Raw genomic sequence first — 21,046 nt, forward strand, 5'->3', positions numbered from 1 at the left:
GACATGATCATGCTGCGCGAGCTCCGGCAGATACAGCGACCTCGACGAATTTCGGTGGGGACTTTGGCGCCTCACTCCGCGGGAATATGGCGATACTGCTGGAGCCAAGTGCCGCCAAAGGCATCCCGGCTGCGGCCAAGGCATAGGGTGAGACGCGATGGCGCGTACACAGGCCACCCGCACCGTCATTGACCAGTGGTGTTTCGAATTCGACGCCGAAATCGCGTTCGGTCGTGCGGGTCACGGTGGCGACAACCAACTGGCCCTTACCGAGATCGAGGACCATTTGCTCGCCTTGGGTTACGCCCAGCAACCCTTCGATGCGGGCGCCGACTATCGAAAGGTCGCGGATGATGGCCTCATAGCGATGGTCATCATGGATGATGCCTATCCGGCGGAACATGGTGCGCCGTTCGGGCCGAAAGCGATCAGGGCCATTCGGCACGATGCAAAACTCGCCGGCTTCCATGCGCTCCACCAGCTCGCTGTTGGGAATGGCCTTTGCATATAGCCACCCTTGCACATATTTCGCACCTTTGGAGCAGACCAACTCCAGCTGGTCGAAGGCTTCAACCCCTTCGACTGTAGTGTCCATTCCCAGCGCCTCGGCGAGACCGATGATGGCAGCGATGATCTTGATGCTGTTGTGATCTTTGGTGGTGCAACTGTCGACAAAGCTGCGATCGACCTTAAGCTTGTCAAAAGGTGCTGAACGGAGATAGCTCAGTGACGAAAAGCCAGTACCAAAGTCATCGAGAGCCAAGGACACGCCAAGCTGTTTCAGGCGTGAAAAGACGCTGTCGGTCGTCTCACTGTCATTGAGGAAGATGCTTTCCGTCAGCTCAAGCTCAAGGCGTGATGGTTCAAGACCGCTTTTTGACAAGGCATCGGCGACAATGTCCACAAACTGGTCGTCAGTGAACTGGACGGCGGAGACGTTGACCGCGACTCGCACTGCACCTGGCCAATGTGCCGCCTCTATGCAGGCATAGCGAAGCGCCCATTCACCCAACCGATTGATGAGGTTCGACTCTTCGGCAAGCGGAATGAAGGTTGATGGCGGTATGGAGCCCCGCTCGGGATGGTCCCACCGCATCAGGGCTTCGCAACCCACAACCACATTGTCGCTGACCCGGACAACCGGCTGATAGTGCAGCGCCAATTCTTCGTTCTCTAGCGCGTTCCGAAGCTCATCGAGTAACGTCTGGCGATCGGCTGCTTCATCCTTAAGATCATCGGAATAGAAACGGAACTGGCCGCGTCCGCCATTCTTTGCGGCATAAAGGGCAAGATCCGCATTGCGCACCAACTCTTCGCGGTCGAGCCCGTCATAGGGTGCAATCGCTACACCGATTGAGGTGCCGATCACGGCATGCTTGTCATCAATCGGATAGGGCTGGGAAACGAACTGGACGATTTTGCTGGCCAGTTCACCGAGTGCGCCACGATCTTCGATGTCGGGTAGAATGATCTGGAACTCGTCCCCGCCAAGGCGTCCGATTTCGCCCCTTTTGCCAACTATGCTGGCCAGACGCTCGCCGACCATTTTGAGCAGGGTGTCCCCAGCTGGATGGCCCATGGTATCATTGACCTGTTTGAACCGATCGAGGTCCAGCATGACCAGCGCACAACTGCGCTTTGCTTCCTTAAACGCAGCTAGCGTTGTGTCGAGCCGGCGGGTCATGCGATGACGGTTCGCCATGCCGGTCAGCGAGTCATATTCAGCCAGAAGACTGTCAGCCAATTGACGTTCATATTCTACCGTGACGTCTTTGGCACTACCGCGGAACCCCAGAAATTGACCGTCTGCATCCAGCTTTGGATGCCCGCTGATCAACCACCAAGTCTGGTCCGGCGCACTGCGAGTCTTGCCGTTTATGAAGCGAACCACAAGGTCTGCGATTTTTTTGTGGGCGGCAAGCTGGAATTTTAGTGGCCGATCCGACTTGGCTGTCGGGTTTTCCGGGTCAACCTCAAACAGGTCTGACAGCGATTGGCCAAGCAATATGTCAACCGGTTGACCAAGCCGCGTCGCGGCATTTTCAGACATGTATATAAGCCGGCCTTCGGCGTCAGTTGCCCAGATCCAACCGATCCCGGCCTGTTCAAAATCATCGAGCAGTTCGAGGCGGCGTGCCGCATCGCTCGCTGTCACGACTGCGACCGTACCGTCGCTCCCGCTACCAGACCGTTGTCCGCGTTGACCGCTAAAGGCGCTGAACAATGACACTTCGTTTGCTTGATCCGTAATTTCCAGACGAAAAATCGTCACCCGGCCCATAGCGGCTGTTTGTTGAGTTTCTCTGAATCTCGGCGCACAGGGTCCGTATGAAATTGAAGGACTTTGCCCTCCTTGTGCTGATTTGCCTGATGTGGGGGGCGTCGAACGTCGTCAGCAAGCTGGTTGTGGGGCATTGGGGTGTGCCTCCGCTGTATTTTGCCGCAGTACGATTTGCTTTGGTCTTGCTCGTAACGCTCCCTTGGTTGTTGCCGGTTCCGCAACCGGTCTGGCGAATCCTGCTTGTTGGGCTCTGTATGGGAGCGGGTAACTTCGCGCTCCTGTTCATGGGGTTGCAGACGGCATCGCCTTCGTCCGTGGCAGTGGTTGTTCAGGCGGGCCTGCCCATCACCACCTTGCTGTCGATCGTGATGCTCGGCGAGCGGGTCCATTGGCGGCGCGGCCTTGGCATTGCATTGACGCTGATCGGTGTGTTGATCGTGGTCTGGAAGCCTGGTTTCGCGCTGTCGGCAGGCTTGATGTTTGTGCTAGGCGCAGCCTTTGCCGGGTCGCTCGGTGCGATCTTGATGAAGCAGATGGACGAGATCGCGCCGATGCGCTTTCAGGCTTGGGTCGGGCTGACGGCGGTCGTCCCGCTGACCGTTGCGTCGCTGCTGTTCGAAGAGGGGCAGATCGTGACCAGCCTGGCCGCTGGCTGGCCGTTTGTCGCGGCACTGCTGTTTTCGGCCCTGATCGTTTCGGTGTGCGCGCACACCGCCTATTATGGATTGATTGCCAAATATGAGGCCAATCTGCTGGCACCCTTGACGCTGATCACGCCGCTCTCGACTATTGCGCTGGGCGTGATGTTCACCGGCGACCAACTGGATGGCCGCATGATCCTTGGTTCGGCATTGGCACTTGCAGGCGTGCTGATTGTCGCGGTGAGGCGGACCAGGGCGCCGATTGCCGAGACGCAGGAACATGCCTGACCGCTGGGATGAGTGCGATTCTCCCCCTTGTTCGCTGTTCAACTGTCTGTAGGGTATCCCCACTAAAAAAGTCTGGGGAGAGACATGCACTACGCGGAATTGGCAAAGGCTCGGGCCGAATTGATCGGACCCGGCGGAACTTTCGAGATTGTCGAAGCCGAGATTCTGGGCAACCGCATTCGCACCTATAAAAATGCTCCGCCTAGCATTCGCGAATTTTGGCTTTCCACGGTGGCCTTCGCGGATCGGCCCTACCTGATTTATCAGGATGAGAGCCTCACCTATGCTGAGACGCATCAACGAGTGAATGCGATCGCGGCCTGGCTGATGGCGCGGGGTGTTGCACCGGGCGACCGTGTGGCCATTGCCATGCGCAATTATCCCGAATGGATGCAAATCTATTGGGCTTGCGTGTCGATCGGCGTAGCGGCAGTCGGCATGAATGCCTGGTGGACGCCGGAAGAGATGGCCTATGCGCTCGATGATTCGCGGCCCAAGGTGCTGTTCCTTGATGGCGAGCGGCTTGCCCGTTTCCGCGAGCGCCCTGAGCTGGCGGGCACGATGACGCTGGTCGGCGTGCGGACCGATGGTGCGGACGCCGCTGTTGTGCCCTTTGCCGATGTCATTGCCCACGGCGGCGCGATGCCTGACGTGAAGGTCGACCCCGATGATGACGCCTGCATTTTCTACACGTCGGGCACGACCGGCTTTCCCAAGGGCGCGCAGCTGACGCACCGGGGGTGCGTCGCCAACCTGTTCAACATGCTCTATGGCACGGCGGCGCAAGCGCTGGCGGTCGAGCGGGCAACGGGCGTGGCGCCGCCCGCTGATCCGCCGATCCCGGTCACGCTGCTGACCACGCCACTGTTCCATGTGACGGCAAATAATTGCGGGGCCTATCTGACGACGGCGGCTGGCGGGGCGCTGGTCCACATGTATCGCTGGGATGCGGGCGATGCGCTCAAGCTGATCGAGAGGCATCGTGTGTCGAGCATGAGCGGCGTGCCGATCATGTCGCGTGAGCTGATCACCCACCCCGACTTTGCGACTACCGACACGTCGTCGCTGCTTGCCCTGTCGGGCGGCGGGGCGCAGGTGCCGCCCGATCTGGTGCTCAAGATTGACGAGCAGGTGGCGACGGCGCGGCCGACCACCGGCTATGGCATGACCGAGACATGCGGCATCATCACCTCGGTTTCGGGGGACTTTTTCGTCGACCGGCCGGACAGCGCCGGGCCGGCGATGCCGGTCTATGAAGCGAAATGCGTCGATGATGATGGCAACACAGTGCCGACCGGTGAGGTTGGCGAACTGTGGGTGCGCGGGGCGGCGGTGATCAAGGGCTATATCAACAAGCCCGAGGCAACCGCATCGACCATCACCGATGGCTGGCTACACACCGGCGATATCGCCCGTATGGACGAGGATGGCTTTATTTACATCGTCGACCGCAAAAAGGACATGGTCCTGCGTGGCGGAGAGAATGTCTATTGCGCCGAGGTCGAGGCGGTCATCTATCGCCATGCGGCGGTGGCCGAATGTTGTGTGTTTGGTGTGGCCGACGAGCGGTTGGGTGAGGAAGTGGGCGTGGCGGTGGTGCTGCGCGATGGGGAAAACCTCTCCGATGACGACCTCAGGGCGCATTGCGCCTCCATAGCGGCGAAGCACAAGGTGCCGCGCTATGTATGGTTCATGGACCAGCCCTTGCCACGCAACGCGAGCGGAAAATTCCTGCGCAGGGAGCTGCGTGACCAGTTGAGCCGGGAACTCGAATCAGCCTGAGCTGTGCGGAAAAGCGCGCCCAATTGCCCCGGTCACCGCGGGCAAAGGGGGGTGCGTAACGCTCTTCGATTTGGTTGACACAGGTTTACACACCAGCGCGGGAGAAACACGGTAATCCGCGGGCTGGAAAGGTGCGTAAATAGGATTTGATGCAAATGATTGCATTGAGGGTGAGGTAGAGGGTCAGTTGGAGGGGGAATTGGAAGGCGCGCTCGAACGGATAGTCAACAAGGCGGCGGTGGCAGGGAGGCATGCCGAGAGGGTCTGACAGGGCAGGGGCTGTAGGAAGGCGGAATTTGATTCACCTTCTTTCTTTTTGGGTATGGCCTTTCGGGGCGCTGCCGGACCGGTTTCGGTCCGGTAGCGATTCAGATGGATTCCCGCCTTCGCGGAATTACGCGTGTTGGTGAGTGGTCCCTCCGTCGGTCACTGCGTGACTGCCCCCTCCCGATGGCAAGTCGATGGGGAGAAGGGGCTCAATCCTCTTCGCCGACGCCGGGCCAGATGACGGCCTGGGCGCAATAGCCGCGTTCGCCGTTCCAGGTGATCGCCGGGCTGCCGTAAAGGACATAGCCCATGTCGAGCGCTTCGGAGACGCGCTTGCAGAATTTGTCGTCGTCGGGGCCGGTCAGCAGGCGGTAGCGCAGCTTGCCGTCGGGGGGATTGCTCATGCGGGCGTCCTTTTCGTTCGGATATTTGCACCAGCGATAGGGTTTCGGCTAAGCGGCGGCAACTCTCCCCCGCTTTCAGAACCGGAAAAACCGCCGTGCCGCTCGACCCATCCCTCGCCATTGTCCTCTTGTCCGGGGGGATGGATTCGATGGTCTGCGCCGGGCTGGCGCGTGAGGCCGGGCACCGGGTGATCGCGCTGACGGTCGATTACAACCAGCGGCATCGCTGCGAGCTGGAGGCCGCGGCGCGGGTGGTGGCGGCGATTGGGGCCGAGGAACATCTGATCGCGCCACTTGATTTGCGCAGCTTTGGCGGATCGGCGCTGACGTCGGATACGGCGGTACCCAAGGATGGCGCGGGAGCGGCGGGTGCAGCGGGCATTCCGGTGACCTATGTGCCGGCGCGCAACACGATCTTCCTCAGCCTTGCGCTGGGACTCGCGGAGGCGCGCGGTGCAAAGCATATTTATGTCGGGGTCAATGCGCTCGATTATTCGGGCTATCCTGATTGCCGCCCGGCCTTTGTCGAGGCTTTTGAGGCGATGGCCAACCTCGCGACGCGCGCCGGGGTGGAGGGTGATCCCTTCCGCTTTGAAACGCCGCTGCTGCACATGACCAAGGCCGATATTTCCCGCGAGGCCCACCGGCTGGGGCTCGATGCGGGGATGAGCTGGACCTGTTATGACCCGACGGCGGACGGGCTGCATTGCGGCGAGTGCGATGCCTGCCGGTTGCGCGCCAAGGGCTTTGTCGAGGCGGACCTGCCTGACCCGACGCGCTATGCGGTGGAGCCACGCTGGTGAGTTATGCGGTCAAGGAAATATTTCTGACGCTGCAAGGCGAAGGGATGCGCGCCGGACGGCGGGCGGTGTTCTGCCGCTTTGCCGGATGCAATCTGTGGTCGGGGCGTGAGCAGGACCGGGCGCGTGCAATCTGCCAATTCTGCGATACCGATTTTGTCGGCATGGACGGCGAGGGCGGCGGCAAATTTGCCGATGGCGCGGCGCTGGCGGCGGCAATTGCCGCCTGCTGGGGCGAGGGCCGCGAGGGGCGATATGTCGTACTGACCGGCGGCGAGCCGATGTTGCAGGTCGATGCCGAACTGATCGACGCGCTGCACGCTGCCGGATTTGAAATCGCGATCGAGAGCAATGGTACCTTGCCGGTGCCGCGCAGCATCGATTGGATCTGCATCAGCCCCAAGGCGGGCAGCACGGTGGTGCAAACCAGCGGTGACGAGCTCAAGCTGGTTTGGCCGCAGCCGGGCAGTGATGTGGCTGCGATGGAGCAATGGGATTTCGCCAACCGGTTGATCCAGCCGATGGATGATGTGCGCGGCGAAGCCAATGTGAAGGCGGCGGTGGACTTTGCGCTGGGCAATCCGCGCTGGCGGCTGTCCTTGCAGACGCACAAATTGCTCGGGCTGGCCTAACGCTTGGCCGGTTCTGCGGGCGGACGGATCACCGTATCGCCGGGACGTCCGGTTTGCGCATCACCAGCAGACGCCGAAGCGTCATCTGCGGCCGGCTCGTCGCCATTGTCTTCGGTCGCATCTTCGGGTGGCTCAGGCCGGTCGGGTTCACCGGGGCGTACCTCGACGCTGGTGTCGATGGCAGTACCATCGCCACTTGCCTGATCGAGGGTGATCATCTCGTCACTGGCGGTGCCGGGCAGGATTTCGACATTGGTCATTTGCGTATCGGCGCTGCTGCCCGCGCCAAAAAGCCAGTCGCATCCACCCAGCATCAGCGCGGCGGGGGCTAGAAGGGCGAAAGCGGGGCCTGATTTCATTGTAGGCGTGATCCTGTACAAAAGCTGTGGCGTCTTCATGCCCCGGAGAGCGTTGAAAGGAAATGGTCTCGATGGTGAGCAAGTGCGGCGTCGACATCGGCCATGCCGGCATGGATGCCGAGAGCAGCAAGGCTGGTGACCGGATATTCGGCGATGCCACAGGGCACAATGCCGCCGAAATGGCTAAGGTCGGGGTTCACATTGATCGACAGGCCATGCAATGTGACCCAGCGGCGGACGCGCACGCCAATGGCGCCGATCTTGGCCTCTTGCCCGTTGGCGTCATCACACCAGATGCCGATGCGCCCATCGGCGCGGCGGGCGGTCACCCCGAAATCGCCAAGCGCGTCGATTACCCAGCCTTCGATGGCATGGACGAAACGGCGGACATCGCGGCCGCGCCTCGTCAGGTCGAGTTGGACATATGCGACGCGTTGACCCGGGCCATGGTAGGTGTAGCGGCCACCACGTCCGGCATCATAGACTGGAAAGCGGCGGTCGATCAGCTCGGCAGGGTCGGCGCTGGTGCCGGCAGTGTAGAGCGGCGGATGTTCGAGCAGCCAGATGCGTTCGGCCGCGTGCCCCGAATGAATGGCGGCGGCGCGGTGTTCCATGTCAGCAAGAGCGTCCGGATAGAGAGTGAGGCCGGGTGAAACCTGCCATTCCGGGGCCGCAGCCTTTCCTGTCATACCCTGTTCCATCGCCCCCGCGACCCACCACCGGCAGGAACAAATGTCAATACAGATGAACGATCAAGCCAGTGGTGCTGGACTGTCCGTCTGGCCATGATATGCAATGCTCGAGGGGCCATCGCAGACGCATTGACCCCGGCATCATTTTAGGAGGGGTTGATGCAGAGATATACAGTGGGAAACGCCTTTTCGGAGGCCATTGCCTTTGTGAAGGAAAATCTGACTAACCTGCTCCTCTTACTGGGCAGTGCTGTTGTCCTCGGGCAGGTGGGCCAGGCCGTTTTGACCGGTGGTTCAGATGAGCAATTCGGCCAGAATATTGCCCGCATGGTTCAGTCGGGCGACATTCAGGGCAGCTTTGGCCTTTTCGGAACGGCGTTGGCTGCCATGATTTTGGGCGCCGTGCTGCAATCAGCCGCGCAGTTTGCGATCTTGCGGCAGGGCCTGTCCGACGAAAAGGATGTGTCGACGACAATGGTCTATGGACTGGTCGCGACGATCGTCAACATGCTGTTCTGGATGGCGATCGGCTTGGGCATTGTCCTGATCTTTGTTGTCCTGTTCGGTGTTACTGGCGTGTTCGCGGACCTTCAGGGAGGCGGGTCGCCTAGCGGAGCCGGTATCGCGGGCATTGTCGGTCTGCTTTTTGTGCTGATACTGGTAGTGTTGCCGTTGATGCTTTGGCTGGCCGCCCGCCTGTTTGTGGCAACGCCGGTGATGGCCCATGCGCGGAGCATCAACCCCATTTATGGCCTGGTCGAGTCCTGGAGGCTTACATCCGGTTCGGTGCAATGGTCGGTTCTGGGGACGCTGTTGCTGTTCATCCTGGTGGTCTTTGCCATTTCGATGGTGTTCGGTCTGGTGGGCGCCCTGTTCATGCTGATCGGCGGTCAGATGGTTGGCGCGGTTGTTGCCGGAGTCGTCGCCGGAGTGCCGACGGCGATCATTTCGCTGGGCATGACCGCCGGTGTTTATCGTGCGCTGGTTCCAGTGGATTCGCGCTACGACATTTTCAACTGAACGGCGACGTTGCTGACAAAAAAGGTAGGGCGGGGCCGTTGCTGGCCGCGCCCTACTTTTTGGCCAAAGGATCCGGGTTGACCTATTCCCAGGCGGCGAGCGGCGGCAGGCTCATCAATATGGCGTCAATATTACCACCGGTCCGCAGGCCGAAAAGCGTACCCCGGTCATGGACGAGGTTGAATTCGGCATAGCGGCCGCGCCAGATGCGCTGTTGCCGGATATCCTCCTCGGTGAAGGCGGTATTCATCCGGCGACGGACAATCGGCGGAAATGCGGCGAGAAATGCCTCTCCCACCGCGCGGGTGAAGCCGAAATTGCGTTCGAACATCGCTTCATTGTCGACTTCGAGATGATCGTAGAAAATGCCACCGACGCCGCGGGCGACACCGCGATGGGGGATGAAGAAATAGTCATCGGCCCATTTGGCATAGCGTTCATAGACATCCGGGCCATAAGGTTGGCAGGCGGCGCGGAACTGGGCGTGGAACGCTTCGGTATCCTCGGCATAGGGAATGGGCGGATTGAGATCCGCTCCGCCACCGAACCAGCGTTTGGTGGTGACAAGGAAGCGGGTGTTCATGTGGACTGCCGGCACATGCGGGTTTGCCATATGGGCAACGAGGCTGATTCCGGTGGCAAAAAAGCCGGGATCTTCGGCAGCTCCGTGGATCTGGCCGGCGAAATCGGGCGAAAATTCGCCGCCGACGGTCGAGACGTTGACGCCGACCTTTTCAAACACCTTGCCCTTCATCACGCCGCGGACACCGCCGCCTCCGCCGCCTTGAGACAGCGGGCCGGGAGCGACGCCGGGACCTTCGCGATCCCAGGCGATATAGTCAAAGCTCGCTTCGCTGCCCGCCTCCCGTTCAATCTCCTCAAAGGCGGTGCATATGCGGGTGCGCAGCGATTCGAACCAGTCGCGCGCGGCCTGTTGCTGGGCGTCGAGAATGGTCATTGTGCAAATCCTTTCGTCTGGCGTAGCGCCTCTGCAAGAGCGATGCCGCCTGCGATTGCGACATTCAAGCTGCGGAATCCGGGCAACAGAGGAATGCGGACCCGCGCGGCGGCACGCTCGTGAATGTCGGCCGGCGCCCCATGGCCCTCGCTGCCGAGCATCAGCACATCCAAAGCGGTAAAGCGAAAGCTGTCGATCGGTTCCGCGCCGGAGGTGGTCAGCAACACTGTCCGCCGATTGTCGGATGTCATGGCGGCGAGGAATGATTCGCGGCTCGCATGGCGGCGAACAGTCGCCAGTTCCGCATAATCCATGCCCGCGCGGCGCAGCGCCCGCTCGCCAAAGGCGAAGCCGCAGGGCTCGACAATGTGCAGATCAACGCCAAAGCAGGCTGCCGTGCGCAGCAGCGTTCCGGTATTGCCGGCAATGTCGGGTTCGATCAGGGCGAGGGCGGGACGCATGGCGGGGGCAATGCCGTGCCTGGCGGCCAAGGGCAAGGGTGCGCATTCCCTTCCTGTTGCGAGCCCTTCGCGGTTCATCCGGGCAGGGCAAGGCGATGTCCAGTGAGATAGCTGCACAAAAGGCCAATTTGCCCATTGGCAAGCGACAAGGGCGCGGCTATCAGGCGCCCAAATTGACGCCGGGGGGCGGCGGCCATGACGTGCATGTCACGCCTGCCACCCTCTGCTATCCGCGGCCACGCCCGTCCGGGCACAACTAGGGTTTTCGCATGGCTACAGTCCAGGAACCGCATGGTGGGGAAGGGGCCGATGGCGTTCGCCGTCGCGACTTCATCCACATTGCTGCCGTCAGCTTCGCCGGAGTCGGCGCGGCTGCCGTTGTCGCTCCGCTGGTTTACCAGATGAGCCCGTCGGCTGACGTGCTGGCCCAGTCCTCGACCGAAATCGACATCAGTGCGATCGAACCGGGCATGGCGATCAAGGCGAGCTGGCAGAAGCAGCCTGTGTTCGTCCGCAACCTGACGCCGGCGGAAATGGCCGAAGCGAATGCGGTGAGCATTGGCGACCTGCGCGATCCGCAGACGCTGGCTGATCGCACCAAGCCGGGCAAGGAAAACTGGCTCGTCACCCTGGGCGTCTGCACCCATTTGGGTTGCGTGCCGCTGGGTGCCGCCGAGGGTGAGAACCGCGGTGACTTTGGCGGCTATTTCTGCCCCTGCCACGGCTCGCACTATGATACGGCTGCCCGCATTCGCAAAGGCCCGGCCCCGACCAACCTGGTGGTGCCGCCCTATGAATTCACGTCCGACACAGTCATCGAAATCGGCTGAGGAGTAAGGCAAGATGAGCTTTCCCTGGGCACAGGAATATAAGCCGCAAGCGCCGTTGATGCGCTGGCTCGACGAGCGCCTGCCTTTGCCGCGCCTCGTCTATAACGCAGTGGGTGCCGGCTATCCGGTTCCGCGCAACCTCAACTATTTCTGGAACTTCGGCGTTCTCGCCGGGTTTGCGCTGGTCATACAGATCGTGACCGGTGTCGTGCTAGCCATGCATTATTCGGCGAACACGCTGGTCGCGTTCAACTCGGTCGAGCACATCATGCGTGACGTGCCGGCCGGCTGGCTGATCCGCTATGCGCACATGAATGGTGCGAGCTTCTTCTTCATCGTCGTTTACATCCACATTTTCCGTGGCCTGTACTTCGGTTCCTACAAGGCGCCGCGCGAGATGATCTGGCTGCTCGGCGTGGTCATCTTCCTCCTCATGATGGCGACCGCCTTCATGGGCTATGTGCTTCCCTGGGGCCAGATGAGCTTCTGGGGTGCACAGGTAATCACCGGCTTCTTCTCGGCGATCCCGGTCGTCGGCGAGCCGCTGCGCCAGTGGCTGCTGGGCGGTTTCGCGCCTGACCAAGCGGCGCTCAACCGCTTCTTCTCGCTGCACTATTTGCTGCCGTTCGTCATCGCCGGTGTGATCATCCTGCACATCTGGGCTCTGCACATTCCGGGTTCGTCGAATCCGACCGGCGTGGAAGTGAAGACCGAGCAGGACACGGTGCCGTTCCACCCCTATTACACGGCCAAGGACGGTTTCGGCCTGGGCGTGTTCCTGATCTGCTTTGTCGCGGTGACTTTCTTCGCGCCGAACATGCTGGGCCATCCGGACAATTATATCGCCGCCAATCCGCTTTCGACCCCGGCGCATATCGTCCCTGAATGGTATTTCTGGCCGTTCTACGCGATCTTGCGCGCCTTCACCGCCGACTTCTTCTTCATCCCTGCCAAGCTGCTGGGTGTGTTGGCGATGTTCGGTTCGATCGCGCTGCTGTTCTTCCTGCCCTGGCTCGACAAGTCGCCGATCCGTTCGGCCACCTATCGTCCGCTGTACCGGAAGTTCTTCTGGTTCGGCCTGCTGCCCTGCATCGTGATCCTTGGCATCTGCGGCGTCATGCCGGCCTCGCAGCCGTGGATCATCATGAGCCAACTCGCTTCGGCCTATTATTTCGCGCACTTCCTCATCATCCTGCCGATCATCTCGCGGATTGAAGTGCCCGATGCGCTGCCGTCGTCGATCACCGAGGCGGTGCTGAGCAAGCACGCAACTGCTGGTGCGGCACCCGCCGCGGCCCACGCCTGAGCCCGGCCGGAAAGGAAAAGATCATGATCCGTCCTATCGCCATGCTCGTCGGTGCCTTCTTTGTCGGGGCATTGTTGTGGGCTATCGTCAAGACGCCGTTGACCAACGAGGTCGACAAGATGAAGGCGTTCCATCTTGAGCCCAAGGAGCTGCATCTCGCCAGTGATGGCCCGTTCGGCCATTGGGACACGGCACAACTTCAGCGCGGCCTGAAGGTGTACAAGGAAGTGTGCGCCGCCTGTCACGGCCTTGGCCAAGTTGCCTTTTATGATTTCAAGGCGCTGGGCTATGATGAAGACCAGGTGAAGGCCATTGCCTCCAGCTGGCCGATCCAGACGGCGACGATCAACCCGGACACGGGAGAGGCGGCGACCCGTGCACCGATCATCTCGGACAAGCTGCCTCAGCCCTATCTGAACGAGGTGGCCGCACGCGCTGCGAACAACAACGCCTATCCGCCTGATCTGTCGCTGATCACCAAGGCTCGCGAAGGCCATGCGCCCTACCTCTATTCGCTGCTGACCGGCTATCGCAATCCGCCGGCCAATCTGCCGGAAGAACTGCGTCCATCGGGTCCGCTGCACTACAACCCCTATTTCGCCAACCTCAACATCGCCATGCCGCCGCCGCTGACTGCCGAAGGTCAGGTGACCTATGATGACGGCACTCGTGCGACCGTGGACCAGATGGCCAAGGACGTGACTGCGTTCCTCGTCTGGACGGCTGAACCGAAGCTGGCGACCCGCCATGCCTATGGCTGGGCGATCCTGGGCTTCCTGCTGGTGCTGACGACCCTTGCCTACATGTCGTACCGCTCGATCTGGGCCGACAAGAAGCATTGATCGCCGCCAGCGGCTGACGAACGGAAATAGGGGCGGTGCCGGATGCGGTGCCGCCCCTTTCCTTTGTCTGTGCCGCGTCCTAGCAAGAGGACGGCACTGCCTTCGCAAGGGAGGCGATCAATCAGGACAGGGGTGGCGATGGCCAACGAGCCGATGGAGAATGAGCAAGGAACGGCATTGGCGGCCATCGATGCCGCTATCCGCATCATCCCGGATTTTCCGCAACCGGGTATCCTATTTCGCGACATTACGCCGTTGTTGGCCGACCCAAAGGCCTTTGCCCTCGCCCAAGCGCTCTTACTGGAACGAGCACGCAGTTTTTCTCCGGATGCGATAGTCGCCGTTGAGGCGAGGGGGTTTCTTTTTGGCGCGCCGCTGGCGCTCGATCTCGCCGTGCCGCTGGTTCCGGTGCGCAAGCCTGGCAAGCTGCCCGCCGATACCCATTCGGTCGATTATGGTCTTGAATATGGCACTGACCGGCTGGAGATCCACAGCGACGCACTGGCGCGGGGCGCACGCGTGCTACTGGTTGATGACCTGTTGGCGACCGGGGGCACGGTGCGGGCTGCGGCTGATCTGGTTGAACGGTTGGGGGCCGATGTTGTCGGCGCCCTGTTCCTGATCGAATTGACCGGCTTGGGCGGCGCGGAGCGCCTGGCTGAAGCGCACATCGGCGTCAGTGCGCTGTTACGCTGCTGATGCTGCTCGACCGTGCGATCAGAACGGCAGCCAGCGCTGCCTTTGTGAGAATTTCATGTAGCCGACATTGACGCCGAGTCGCGCGCCGAGCCCCATGCGAATGGGTATGAGGACTATGTTGCCGCGCCGCAGGTAAGAAGCGTTGAAGCCCCCAACAAGATAGGCAGTCCCTTCACCAGCGGGAAAGCGACGGAACAATTCCTGGCTGTCGTGGAGATTATAGACGAGCACAAAGGTGTTGCCGGCATTGGCGCCAGCATCAAGTCCGAGTGACGGGCCGGTCCAATAGACCGGGCGTTCACCCTCTATGCGGTGATGCAACGTGCCCGAGCCATAGCGCACGCCAAAAACAAGCGCGCCGCCCAGTTCACGCCCGACGATATAGCCATTGGGTTCCCCCTGTTCCCGCAGGACATCCTCAATCATACGGGCGAGTCCTTCGGCTCCGCGACCGAACAGTCCTTCTGCCGCGCCGATCAGATCATCGCGCTGATAGGTTTGGGACGGGGTGCCGGCCAACACCGGGGCAGCGGCTGCGGCTTCGCCTGGAGGAGAGGCGGGAGCGGCAGCCGTCGCCTCTTCGGTGGACAGCCCCTCGGTTGTCCAGCCGCCATTGGGGGGAGTGGGCACCGCTGCCGGCGAGGTAGCTGCGGTTGCTTGATCAAGGTCCGCATCAATTACCGTATTGGGATCGACCGAACGCACAGGTTGGCCATTGCCCGGAACCGTGCCCAAAGCCAGGGTCAGTCCGGCAAATCCGGCGGCTGCATGGCGTACCCAGTTGATCGTCCAGCGGCGCATCGCCCCACTCCCTTTCCAGTAGGCCAAAGGGCCCGCCGTCACCATGAATCAGTAAGCTGTCACCGCAATGAATGGAGCGATGAAGCGAGTCGGAATTGCGCCGAGGCGAGTCTCCATCTTTATCTCGTCTGGCTTATTGCGTCCGCCCCCGTCGCTGGCTATAGGCGCGGCAGCCCTTGCAGGTCCGGAGACGTGGGTGAGTGGCTGAAACCAACGGTTTGCTAAACCGTCGTACTGTGAATACGGTACCGAGGGTTCGAATCCCTCCGTCTCCGCCATTTAACCCATTGGAAACATTCTATTCCTTGGGTTTGGCGCAAAAAATCCCCAGCATTTCAAGGGTTATAGGCAACAGCCTCTCCACTGCACATCTGCGGTGCTGGGGCACATATGCTCTCTTAGGCCCGATATTCTCCAAAGCTCTCGACCGGACCTGTTTTAGTGGATGAGCGTATTGGCTTGGAAATGCGCGCTTTTTCCTCGGCGCGAAAATGGCTGTTGGATGCCAGTAGAACCACAAGATTCCACCCGGTTCCAACCCATCAGCCCACCTGAAACGACGAAGGCGGCAGAGTTGAACTCCGCCGCCTTTCGTTTTGCCAGGGCTTGGTCTCGAAGCTGCTTAAGGCTCGAGCTTCACCGGCAGCTTGATTTTGGGCTTCCGCTGCTGTGATGCCATGGAGAGGTTCACCTTTGCCGAGATGACCCTAAGGGTGGCACTGTCAAAGCAAATGCACCTGCTGGTAGCGAGGGCGTTTGAAGGCTAAGCGGCGTCATGTCTCGACGCCGCAAATCCGCCAGTCCCTTCCGCTATTTCAACTCGTCACCGGAGATCATCCGTCTCGCGGTGATGCTGTATGTCCGCTTTCCGTTGTCGCTGCGAAACGTTGAAGACCTACTATTCGAGCGCGGCATCGACGTGTGTCACGAGACGGTGAGGCTGTGGTGGAACAGGTTTGGTCCACTGTTTGCTGCAGACATCCGGCGCCAGCGGGTAAACCGGATGCGCGGCTTCAAACACTGGCGTTGGCACCTTGATGAGATGTACGTCAAACTCAACGGCGAGATGGTTTATTTATGGCGTGCTGTAGACCACGAGGGTGAGGTTCTGGAAAGCTACGTCACTCGGAAACGCGACAAATCCGCAGCTTTACGCTTTCTGAAGAAAGCCATGAAACGCCATGGACAGGCAGAAGAAATCGTTACTGATGGACTACGCTCCTACCCTGCCGCCATGAAGGAACTGGGCAATGTAGAGCGGCGGGAGATGGGACGCTGGCTAAACAACCGAGCTGAAAACAGCCACCTCCCCTTTCGACGACGAGAACGGGCGATGCTGCGATTTCGGCAAATGAAGTCCCTACAGAAATTTGCTTCAGTCCATGCTTCCTTCCACAACCACTTTTCCCAGGAACGCCACCTCGTCGACCGAACCACATTCAAGCTTCGACGCTCGGCCGCACTGGTCGAGTGGCAAAACCTTGTGAACTAAAGAATTGCAAAGTTGAGGATCATTGCATCCAGTGGAGAGCGGTTCGCATTAGACTGACAGCACCGTGTGGCGGGCTTCGTGATGCCTGCTTGTTCTACGGCACGTTTGAAGGCGCGCTGAAAGGTCTGGTCATACATGTGATGGCGACGCACGACACCGCTCCGTGGATCGGTCGAATGCGTGTGCTGCGCAAAAACCCAGAACCACGGCCAGGAATGCCCGGCGCGCGGATACTTCCGCTCAAGGGCGTCGGGAAGCGCAACGCCGCTGCGGCCCTCGGCCTGGTCCTTCAGCCACCATGCCCGTGCACGCGACAGCTGCTCGCGCAGGCTGGGTGCCAAGCTCTCGGGTAACATCAAGGCCCGATCCTTGGAGCCCTTGCCCTCCCGCACGATGATCGTGCCGTGATCGAAATCCAGATCCTTGACCCGCAGTTGCAAACCCTCACTGATCCGCATGCCCGTTCCATACAGAAGCTGGGCGAACAAACGATGCTCGCCTTCCAGAAAACCGAGGATGCGAACCACTTCATCCGGGGTCAGCACCACCGGCAAGCGCCGCGACGGCCGAGGTCTTCCGATCTCCTGAAGCCAGGGCAGATCCGTGCACAGCACCTTGCCGTAGAAGAACAGCAAGGCCGCCAATGCCTGACGATGCGTGGAGACCGAAACCTTGCGCTCGTTCGCCAGCCAGGACAGAAATGCCTCGACTTCGCTGCTGCCCAAGGTTGCCGGGTGACGCACACCGTGGAAACGGATGAAGGCACGAACCCAGTGGACATAAGCCTGTTCGGTTCGTAAGCTGTAATGCAAGTAGCGTATGCGCTCACGCAACTGGTCCAGAACCTTGACCGAACGCAGCGGTGGTAACGGCGCAGTGGCGGTTTTCATGGCTTGTTATGACTGTTTTTTTGTACAGTCTATGCCTCGGGCATCCAAGCAGCAAGCGCGTTACGCCGTGGGTCGATGTTTGATGTTATGGAGCAGCAACGATGTTACGCAGCAGGGTGACGGTGTTCGGCATTCTGAATCTCACCGAGGACTCCTTCTTCGATGAGAGCCGGCGGCTAGACCCCGCCGGCGCTGTCACCGCGGCGATCGAAATGCTGCGAGTCGGATCAGACGTCGTGGATGTCGGACCGGCCGCCAGCCATCCGGACGCGAGGCCTGTATCGCCGGCCGATGAGATCAGACGTATTGCGCCGCTCTTAGACGCCCTGTCCGATCAGATGCACCGTGTTTCAATCGACAGCTTCCAACCGGAAACCCAGCGCTATGCGCTCAAGCGCGGCGTGGGCTACCTGAACGATATCCAAGGATTTCCTGACCCTGCGCTCTATCCCGATATTGCTGAGGCGGACTGCAGGCTGGTGGTTATGCACTCAGCGCAGCGGGATGGCATCGCCACCCGCACCGGTCACCTTCGACCCGAAGACGCGCTCGACGAGATTGTGCGGTTCTTCGAGGCGCGGGTTTCCGCCTTGCGACGGAGCGGGGTCGCTGCCGACCGGCTCATCCTCGATCCGGGGATGGGATTTTTCTTGAGCCCCGCACCGGAAACATCGCTGCACGTGCTGTCGAACCTTCAAAAGCTGAAGTCGGCGTTGGGGCTTCCGCTATTGGTCTCGGTGTCGCGGAAATCCTTCTTGGGCGCCACCGTTGGCCTTCCTGTAAAGGATCTGGGTCCAGCGAGCCTTGCGGCGGAACTTCACGCGATCGGCAATGGCGCTGACTACGTCCGCACCCACGCGCCTGGAGATCTGCGAAGCGCAATCACCTTCTCGGAAACCCTCGCGAAATTTCGCAGTCGCGACGCCAGAGACCGAGGGTTAGATCATGCCTAGCATTCACCTTCCGGCCGCCCGCTAGCGGACCCTGGTCAGGTTCCGCGAAGGTGGGCGCAGACATGCTGGGCTCGTCAGGATCAAACTGCACTATGAGGCGGCGGTTCATACCGCGCCAGGGGAGCGAATGGACAGCGAGGAGCCTCCGAACGTTCGGGTCGCCTGCTCGGGTGATATCGACGAGGTTGTGCGGCTGATGCACGACGCTGCGGCGTGGATGTCCGCCAAGGGAACGCCCGCCTGGGACGTCGCGCGGATCGACCGGACATTCGCGGAGACCTTCGTCCTGAGATCCGAGCTCCTAGTCGCGAGTTGCAGCGACGGCATCGTCGGCTGTTGCACCTTGTCGGCCGAGGATCCCGAGTTCTGGCCCGACGCCCTCAAGGGGGAGGCCGCATATCTGCACAAGCTCGCGGTGCGACGGACACATGCGGGCCGGGGTGTCAGCTCCGCGCTGATCGAGGCTTGCCGCCATGCCGCGCGAACGCAGGGGTGCGCCAAGCTGCGGCTCGACTGCCACCCGAACCTGCGTGGCCTATACGAGCGGCTCGGATTCACCCACGTCGACACTTTCAATCCCGGCTGGGATCCAACCTTCATCGCAGAACGCCTAGAACTCGAAATCTAACGTCCGTTCGGGCATCGAGGTCCATGTCGGGGTGGGACGGGCCCGTGGCTTGGCATTGTCAGAGCAAAATTGCCGGTCGAGGGTGAGGGCGGTAAATCGGGTGGATGAGCAGATCCGCGAATCCGTTTCGGTACTTTAACTCTTCGCCCGAGATCATCCGCCTTGCGGTAATGATGTATGTGCGGTTTCCATTATCGTTGCGCAATGTGGAGGACCTGCTGTTCGAACGCGGGATTGACGTTTGTCACGAGACGGTGCGGTTCTGGTGGAACCGGTTCGGGCCAATGTTCGCATCTGAAATCCGGCGCCAGCGGGTGAGCCGGATGCGCGGTTTCAGGCATTGGCGCTGGCACCTCGATGAGGTGTTTGTGAAGATCAATGGCGAACGCCATTATCTATGGCGTGCTGTTGATCACGAGGGTGAGGTTCTTGAGAGCTATGTCACGAAAAAGCGCGACAAAGCGGCAGCTTTGGCCTTCTTGAAGAAGGCGCTGAAGAGGCATGGGCGGGCGGAATCAATCGTTACCGATGGGATGCGGAGCTACCCTGCAGCGATGCGGGAACTGGGCAATCTCGACAGACGCGAGGTGGGCCGCTGGCTCAACAATCGAGCGGAGAACAGCCATCTCCCGTTTCGACGACGAGAGCGCGCGATGCAGCGTTTCAGGCGGATGAAATCGCTGCAAAAGTTCGCATCAGTGCATGCCTCCTTCCACAACCACTTTTCTCAGGAACGCCATCTCGTCGATCGTCAGACTTACAAGCTTCGTCGCTCGGCCGCACTGGCCGAGTGGCAGTCGCTCGTCGCCTGAAGCTGTGCTCGATCTGCGCTAGCTCTGCGAATTGGAGACAAGTTGCGGTTAGACTGACAGCACCGTGCGCGACCGCCGGCAGGCTGGCGGAATCGGCCCTCTTGAAAAAACACCACAGTGGTGTTATCAAGAGCAATGACCGAGAAGCGAAAGCCGACCTATGACATTGAAGCGGTCAAAGCCGTTTTCTCGACGGTCGAGAAGCTCAATGTCACAGGTTCCGCTCTGAGAGGAGCGGCTTCGCTTGGTTTTGGCCGAAGCGAGATCGTTGCAACCATCCAGACGATCGAGCGACGCCATTTTTACAAGTCCATGACATCCTTTGCTGATCATCGGGTCTGGCAGGATGTCTACCACGTTCCCTCGGAACAGGGGGCTTTGTACGTCAAATTCACGGCCGATGCCGTGACCGAGTTTTTGCTTCTGTCGTTCAAGGAGAAGGGCAATGACTAACCCCACCTGCCCGGAAACGGGCCAGCCGATGTTCCGTGACGTTCGGCCGATGACCATCACCTACAAGGGGCACGAGTCCACCTTCGACATGCCCGGCTGGTATTGTGATGCAAGCGACGAGAGCATTCACACCGGTGACGACATGAAGGTTTCCGATCGGGCTCTGAACCGGCTCAAGGCCCAGGTGGAGGGCTTGCTCGATCCCGAGGCGGTGCGTCGGATCAGGAAGCGCCTGCATCTCACCCAGAAGGATGCTGGCCGCCTGATCGGGGGCGGGCCCAACGCCTTCCAGAAGTACGAGAGCGGTGACGTGGTTGTCAGTCATGCGGTGATGAGTGCCCTGCTGCTGCTCGACAGGGATCCGTCCGGCCTATCAGTTCTGAAGCAGAGGGTGCATCGGAAGGAGGCCGCATAGGCCTCTTGCGATTGCCTTTCCGCAATTGCCGACCGCAACCTTTCGCAGGCTCACTGCCTGATTAGATGCCCTTCGATGAGAGAGTTCGTCCGCAAGCTCTCTCCCACCGCCAACGCACCGAGTTGCGAAACAAACTGTCTCCCCCGGCCATGGTCAGTGAGCATGACCTCTTGAAAACCGTTGAATTTCGGTTGTTTCTGAGCGGAATGGCTCTCCACTGCCGCTTCGCCATCCACAGGCCGTGAGTTGGAAAAACCGCCCGCCTGCCAAGAGCTTCACGAACTCTATCACCTGCCCGAAAACCTAAAGCCCCAGAAAACGGCCATTTTCACCGACCGAA

The 21,046-nt window shown here is 60.5% G+C and carries 22 protein-coding genes, 1 tRNA gene and 1 pseudogene; 16 read left to right on the top strand and 8 right to left on the bottom strand.

What is annotated here, in order from left to right:
* Positions 1–7 precede the first annotated feature (7 nt).
* Positions 8–2,155, bottom strand: a complete 2,148-nt coding sequence (locus GV829_RS08700; RefSeq protein ID WP_246202789.1) for a putative bifunctional diguanylate cyclase/phosphodiesterase — start codon at positions 2,153–2,155, stop codon at positions 8–10.
* A gap of 173 nt (positions 2,156–2,328) precedes the next feature.
* Between GV829_RS08700 and GV829_RS08705 the strand changes: the two genes are divergently transcribed.
* Together GV829_RS08705 and GV829_RS08710 are read left to right on the top strand one after the other, a co-directional pair.
* The gene (locus tag GV829_RS08705) at positions 2,329–3,210 is read left to right on the top strand and encodes a DMT family transporter (protein WP_169945864.1); all 882 of its coding nucleotides are present in this window, start codon (positions 2,329–2,331) and stop codon (positions 3,208–3,210) included.
* A gap of 84 nt (positions 3,211–3,294) precedes the next feature.
* On the top strand, positions 3,295–4,992 hold the full coding sequence (locus GV829_RS08710) for a class I adenylate-forming enzyme family protein (protein WP_169945866.1): 1,698 nt from the start codon (positions 3,295–3,297) through the stop codon (positions 4,990–4,992).
* 476 nt (positions 4,993–5,468) lie between these two features.
* Here the strand turns inward: GV829_RS08710 and GV829_RS08715 are convergent, their stop codons facing one another.
* The gene (locus GV829_RS08715) at positions 5,469–5,663 is read right to left on the bottom strand and encodes a DUF1737 domain-containing protein (RefSeq protein ID WP_169945869.1); all 195 of its coding nucleotides are present in this window, start codon (positions 5,661–5,663) and stop codon (positions 5,469–5,471) included.
* Between the two features lie 95 nt (positions 5,664–5,758).
* Here GV829_RS08715 and queC point away from each other — a divergent pair, with 95 nt between their 5' ends.
* The gene (gene queC / locus GV829_RS08720) at positions 5,759–6,466 is read left to right on the top strand and encodes a 7-cyano-7-deazaguanine synthase QueC (protein WP_281356112.1); all 708 of its coding nucleotides are present in this window, start codon (positions 5,759–5,761) and stop codon (positions 6,464–6,466) included.
* Complete coding sequence (gene queE / locus GV829_RS08725) at positions 6,463–7,095, top strand: 7-carboxy-7-deazaguanine synthase (RefSeq protein WP_169945873.1); 633 nt, start codon at positions 6,463–6,465, stop codon at positions 7,093–7,095. Before queC ends, queE begins: the two co-directional genes overlap by 4 nt.
* Here queE and GV829_RS08730 read toward each other — a convergent pair.
* Positions 7,092–7,454, bottom strand: coding sequence for a hypothetical protein (locus tag GV829_RS08730; RefSeq protein WP_169945875.1), 363 nt, complete (start codon positions 7,452–7,454; stop codon positions 7,092–7,094). The genes queE and GV829_RS08730 overlap by 4 nt on opposite strands.
* A 35-nt stretch (positions 7,455–7,489) precedes the next feature.
* Positions 7,490–8,143 (bottom strand): lipoyl(octanoyl) transferase LipB, encoded by a 654-nt coding sequence (gene lipB, locus GV829_RS08735; protein WP_169945877.1) that lies wholly within the window; start codon positions 8,141–8,143, stop codon positions 7,490–7,492.
* Positions 8,144–8,305: 162 nt separating this feature from the next.
* On the opposite strand from lipB, the gene GV829_RS08740 reads away from it, so the two are divergent.
* On the top strand, positions 8,306–9,166 hold the full coding sequence (locus GV829_RS08740) for a hypothetical protein (RefSeq protein WP_169945879.1): 861 nt from the start codon (positions 8,306–8,308) through the stop codon (positions 9,164–9,166).
* An 82-nt stretch (positions 9,167–9,248) separates the two neighbouring features.
* Here the strand turns inward: GV829_RS08740 and hemF are convergent, their stop codons facing one another.
* Positions 9,249–10,124 carry an oxygen-dependent coproporphyrinogen oxidase gene (gene hemF / locus GV829_RS08745; protein ID WP_169945881.1) on the bottom strand — a complete coding sequence of 292 codons (876 nt, stop codon included), beginning with the start codon at positions 10,122–10,124 and terminating at the stop codon, positions 9,249–9,251.
* On the bottom strand, positions 10,121–10,585 hold the full coding sequence (locus GV829_RS08750) for a tRNA (cytidine(34)-2'-O)-methyltransferase (RefSeq protein WP_169945883.1): 465 nt from the start codon (positions 10,583–10,585) through the stop codon (positions 10,121–10,123). The genes hemF and GV829_RS08750 overlap by 4 nt, the downstream gene beginning before the upstream one ends.
* 269 nt (positions 10,586–10,854) lie before the next feature.
* Here GV829_RS08750 and petA point away from each other — a divergent pair, with 269 nt between their 5' ends.
* From petA to GV829_RS08770, 4 genes are all read left to right on the top strand, one after another.
* Entirely contained in the window at positions 10,855–11,415 is a 561-nt protein-coding gene (gene petA, locus GV829_RS08755; protein WP_169945885.1) for a ubiquinol-cytochrome c reductase iron-sulfur subunit, read from the top strand.
* 13 nt (positions 11,416–11,428) lie between these two features.
* Positions 11,429–12,721, top strand: a complete 1,293-nt coding sequence (locus GV829_RS08760) for a cytochrome b (RefSeq protein ID WP_169945887.1) — start codon at positions 11,429–11,431, stop codon at positions 12,719–12,721.
* Positions 12,722–12,744: 23 nt separating this feature from the next.
* The gene (locus GV829_RS08765) at positions 12,745–13,563 is read left to right on the top strand and encodes a cytochrome c1 (protein WP_169945889.1); all 819 of its coding nucleotides are present in this window, start codon (positions 12,745–12,747) and stop codon (positions 13,561–13,563) included.
* Between the two features lie 138 nt (positions 13,564–13,701).
* Positions 13,702–14,262, top strand: coding sequence for an adenine phosphoribosyltransferase (locus GV829_RS08770; RefSeq protein ID WP_281356113.1), 561 nt, complete (start codon positions 13,702–13,704; stop codon positions 14,260–14,262).
* Between the two features lie 18 nt (positions 14,263–14,280).
* Here GV829_RS08770 and GV829_RS08775 read toward each other — a convergent pair whose 3' ends face one another.
* Positions 14,281–15,063, bottom strand: coding sequence for a DUF1134 domain-containing protein (locus GV829_RS08775; protein WP_169945893.1), 783 nt, complete (start codon positions 15,061–15,063; stop codon positions 14,281–14,283).
* A 186-nt stretch (positions 15,064–15,249) separates the two neighbouring features.
* Here GV829_RS08775 and GV829_RS08780 point away from each other — a divergent pair.
* Positions 15,250–15,341 (top strand) — tRNA-Ser (locus tag GV829_RS08780).
* Positions 15,342–15,838: 497 nt separating this feature from the next.
* Complete coding sequence (locus GV829_RS08785) at positions 15,839–16,555, top strand: IS6 family transposase (protein WP_169945895.1); 717 nt, start codon at positions 15,839–15,841, stop codon at positions 16,553–16,555.
* A 65-nt stretch (positions 16,556–16,620) separates the two neighbouring features.
* On the opposite strand, the pseudogene intI1 reads toward GV829_RS08785, so the two are convergent.
* Positions 16,621–17,445 (bottom strand): annotated as a pseudogene (intI1, locus tag GV829_RS08790) (class 1 integron integrase IntI1); the annotation flags it as partial.
* 101 nt (positions 17,446–17,546) lie between these two features.
* On the opposite strand from intI1, the gene sul1 reads away from it, so the two are divergent.
* The 5 genes from sul1 (at position 17,547) to GV829_RS08815 (ending at position 20,706) form a co-directional block, all read left to right on the top strand.
* On the top strand, positions 17,547–18,398 hold the full coding sequence (gene sul1, locus GV829_RS08795) for a sulfonamide-resistant dihydropteroate synthase Sul1 (RefSeq protein ID WP_000946487.1): 852 nt from the start codon (positions 17,547–17,549) through the stop codon (positions 18,396–18,398).
* 127 nt (positions 18,399–18,525) lie between these two features.
* On the top strand, positions 18,526–19,026 hold the full coding sequence (locus tag GV829_RS08800; RefSeq protein WP_000376623.1) for a GNAT family N-acetyltransferase: 501 nt from the start codon (positions 18,526–18,528) through the stop codon (positions 19,024–19,026).
* A gap of 104 nt (positions 19,027–19,130) precedes the next feature.
* Positions 19,131–19,838 carry an IS6 family transposase gene (locus tag GV829_RS08805; protein WP_169945897.1) on the top strand — a complete coding sequence of 236 codons (708 nt, stop codon included), beginning with the start codon at positions 19,131–19,133 and terminating at the stop codon, positions 19,836–19,838.
* A gap of 135 nt (positions 19,839–19,973) precedes the next feature.
* Positions 19,974–20,291: a type II toxin-antitoxin system MqsR family toxin gene (locus GV829_RS08810; protein ID WP_169945899.1), complete on the top strand. Its 318-nt coding sequence runs from the start codon at positions 19,974–19,976 to the stop codon at positions 20,289–20,291.
* Positions 20,284–20,706 (top strand): type II toxin-antitoxin system MqsA family antitoxin, encoded by a 423-nt coding sequence (locus tag GV829_RS08815; RefSeq protein ID WP_021245886.1) that lies wholly within the window; start codon positions 20,284–20,286, stop codon positions 20,704–20,706. The genes GV829_RS08810 and GV829_RS08815 overlap by 8 nt, the downstream gene beginning before the upstream one ends.
* The last annotated feature ends 340 nt before the right edge of the window (positions 20,707–21,046 follow it).

The sequence above is a fragment of the Sphingomonas lacunae genome (assembly GCF_012979535.1).
Lineage (GTDB): Bacteria > Pseudomonadota > Alphaproteobacteria > Sphingomonadales > Sphingomonadaceae > Sphingopyxis > Sphingopyxis lacunae.

Bases quoted from the DNA above. Each gene is read 5' to 3' on its own strand.
- GV829_RS08715 (WP_169945869.1), bottom strand. From the start codon at position 5,663: ATGAGCAATCCCCCCGACGGCAAGCTGCGCTACCGCCTGCTGACCGGC.
- GV829_RS08785 (WP_169945895.1), top strand. From the start codon at position 15,839: ATGTCTCGACGCCGCAAATCCGCCAGTCCCTTCCGCTATTTCAACTCG.
- GV829_RS08775 (WP_169945893.1), bottom strand. From the start codon at position 15,063: ATGCGCCGCTGGACGATCAACTGGGTACGCCATGCAGCCGCCGGATTT.
- GV829_RS08810 (WP_169945899.1), top strand. From the start codon at position 19,974: ATGACCGAGAAGCGAAAGCCGACCTATGACATTGAAGCGGTCAAAGCC.
- GV829_RS08705 (WP_169945864.1), top strand. From the start codon at position 2,329: ATGAAATTGAAGGACTTTGCCCTCCTTGTGCTGATTTGCCTGATGTGG.
- GV829_RS08815 (WP_021245886.1), top strand. From the start codon at position 20,284: ATGACTAACCCCACCTGCCCGGAAACGGGCCAGCCGATGTTCCGTGAC.
- GV829_RS08730 (WP_169945875.1), bottom strand. From the start codon at position 7,454: ATGAAATCAGGCCCCGCTTTCGCCCTTCTAGCCCCCGCCGCGCTGATG.
- GV829_RS08765 (WP_169945889.1), top strand. From the start codon at position 12,745: ATGATCCGTCCTATCGCCATGCTCGTCGGTGCCTTCTTTGTCGGGGCA.
- GV829_RS08750 (WP_169945883.1), bottom strand. From the start codon at position 10,585: ATGCGTCCCGCCCTCGCCCTGATCGAACCCGACATTGCCGGCAATACC.
- lipB (WP_169945877.1), bottom strand. From the start codon at position 8,143: ATGACAGGAAAGGCTGCGGCCCCGGAATGGCAGGTTTCACCCGGCCTC.
- GV829_RS08800 (WP_000376623.1), top strand. From the start codon at position 18,526: ATGGACAGCGAGGAGCCTCCGAACGTTCGGGTCGCCTGCTCGGGTGAT.
- GV829_RS08710 (WP_169945866.1), top strand. From the start codon at position 3,295: ATGCACTACGCGGAATTGGCAAAGGCTCGGGCCGAATTGATCGGACCC.
- GV829_RS08805 (WP_169945897.1), top strand. From the start codon at position 19,131: ATGAGCAGATCCGCGAATCCGTTTCGGTACTTTAACTCTTCGCCCGAG.
- hemF (WP_169945881.1), bottom strand. From the start codon at position 10,124: ATGACCATTCTCGACGCCCAGCAACAGGCCGCGCGCGACTGGTTCGAA.
- GV829_RS08770 (WP_281356113.1), top strand. From the start codon at position 13,702: ATGGCCAACGAGCCGATGGAGAATGAGCAAGGAACGGCATTGGCGGCC.
- petA (WP_169945885.1), top strand. From the start codon at position 10,855: ATGGCTACAGTCCAGGAACCGCATGGTGGGGAAGGGGCCGATGGCGTT.
- sul1 (WP_000946487.1), top strand. From the start codon at position 17,547: ATGTTACGCAGCAGGGTGACGGTGTTCGGCATTCTGAATCTCACCGAG.
- GV829_RS08740 (WP_169945879.1), top strand. From the start codon at position 8,306: ATGCAGAGATATACAGTGGGAAACGCCTTTTCGGAGGCCATTGCCTTT.
- GV829_RS08760 (WP_169945887.1), top strand. From the start codon at position 11,429: ATGAGCTTTCCCTGGGCACAGGAATATAAGCCGCAAGCGCCGTTGATG.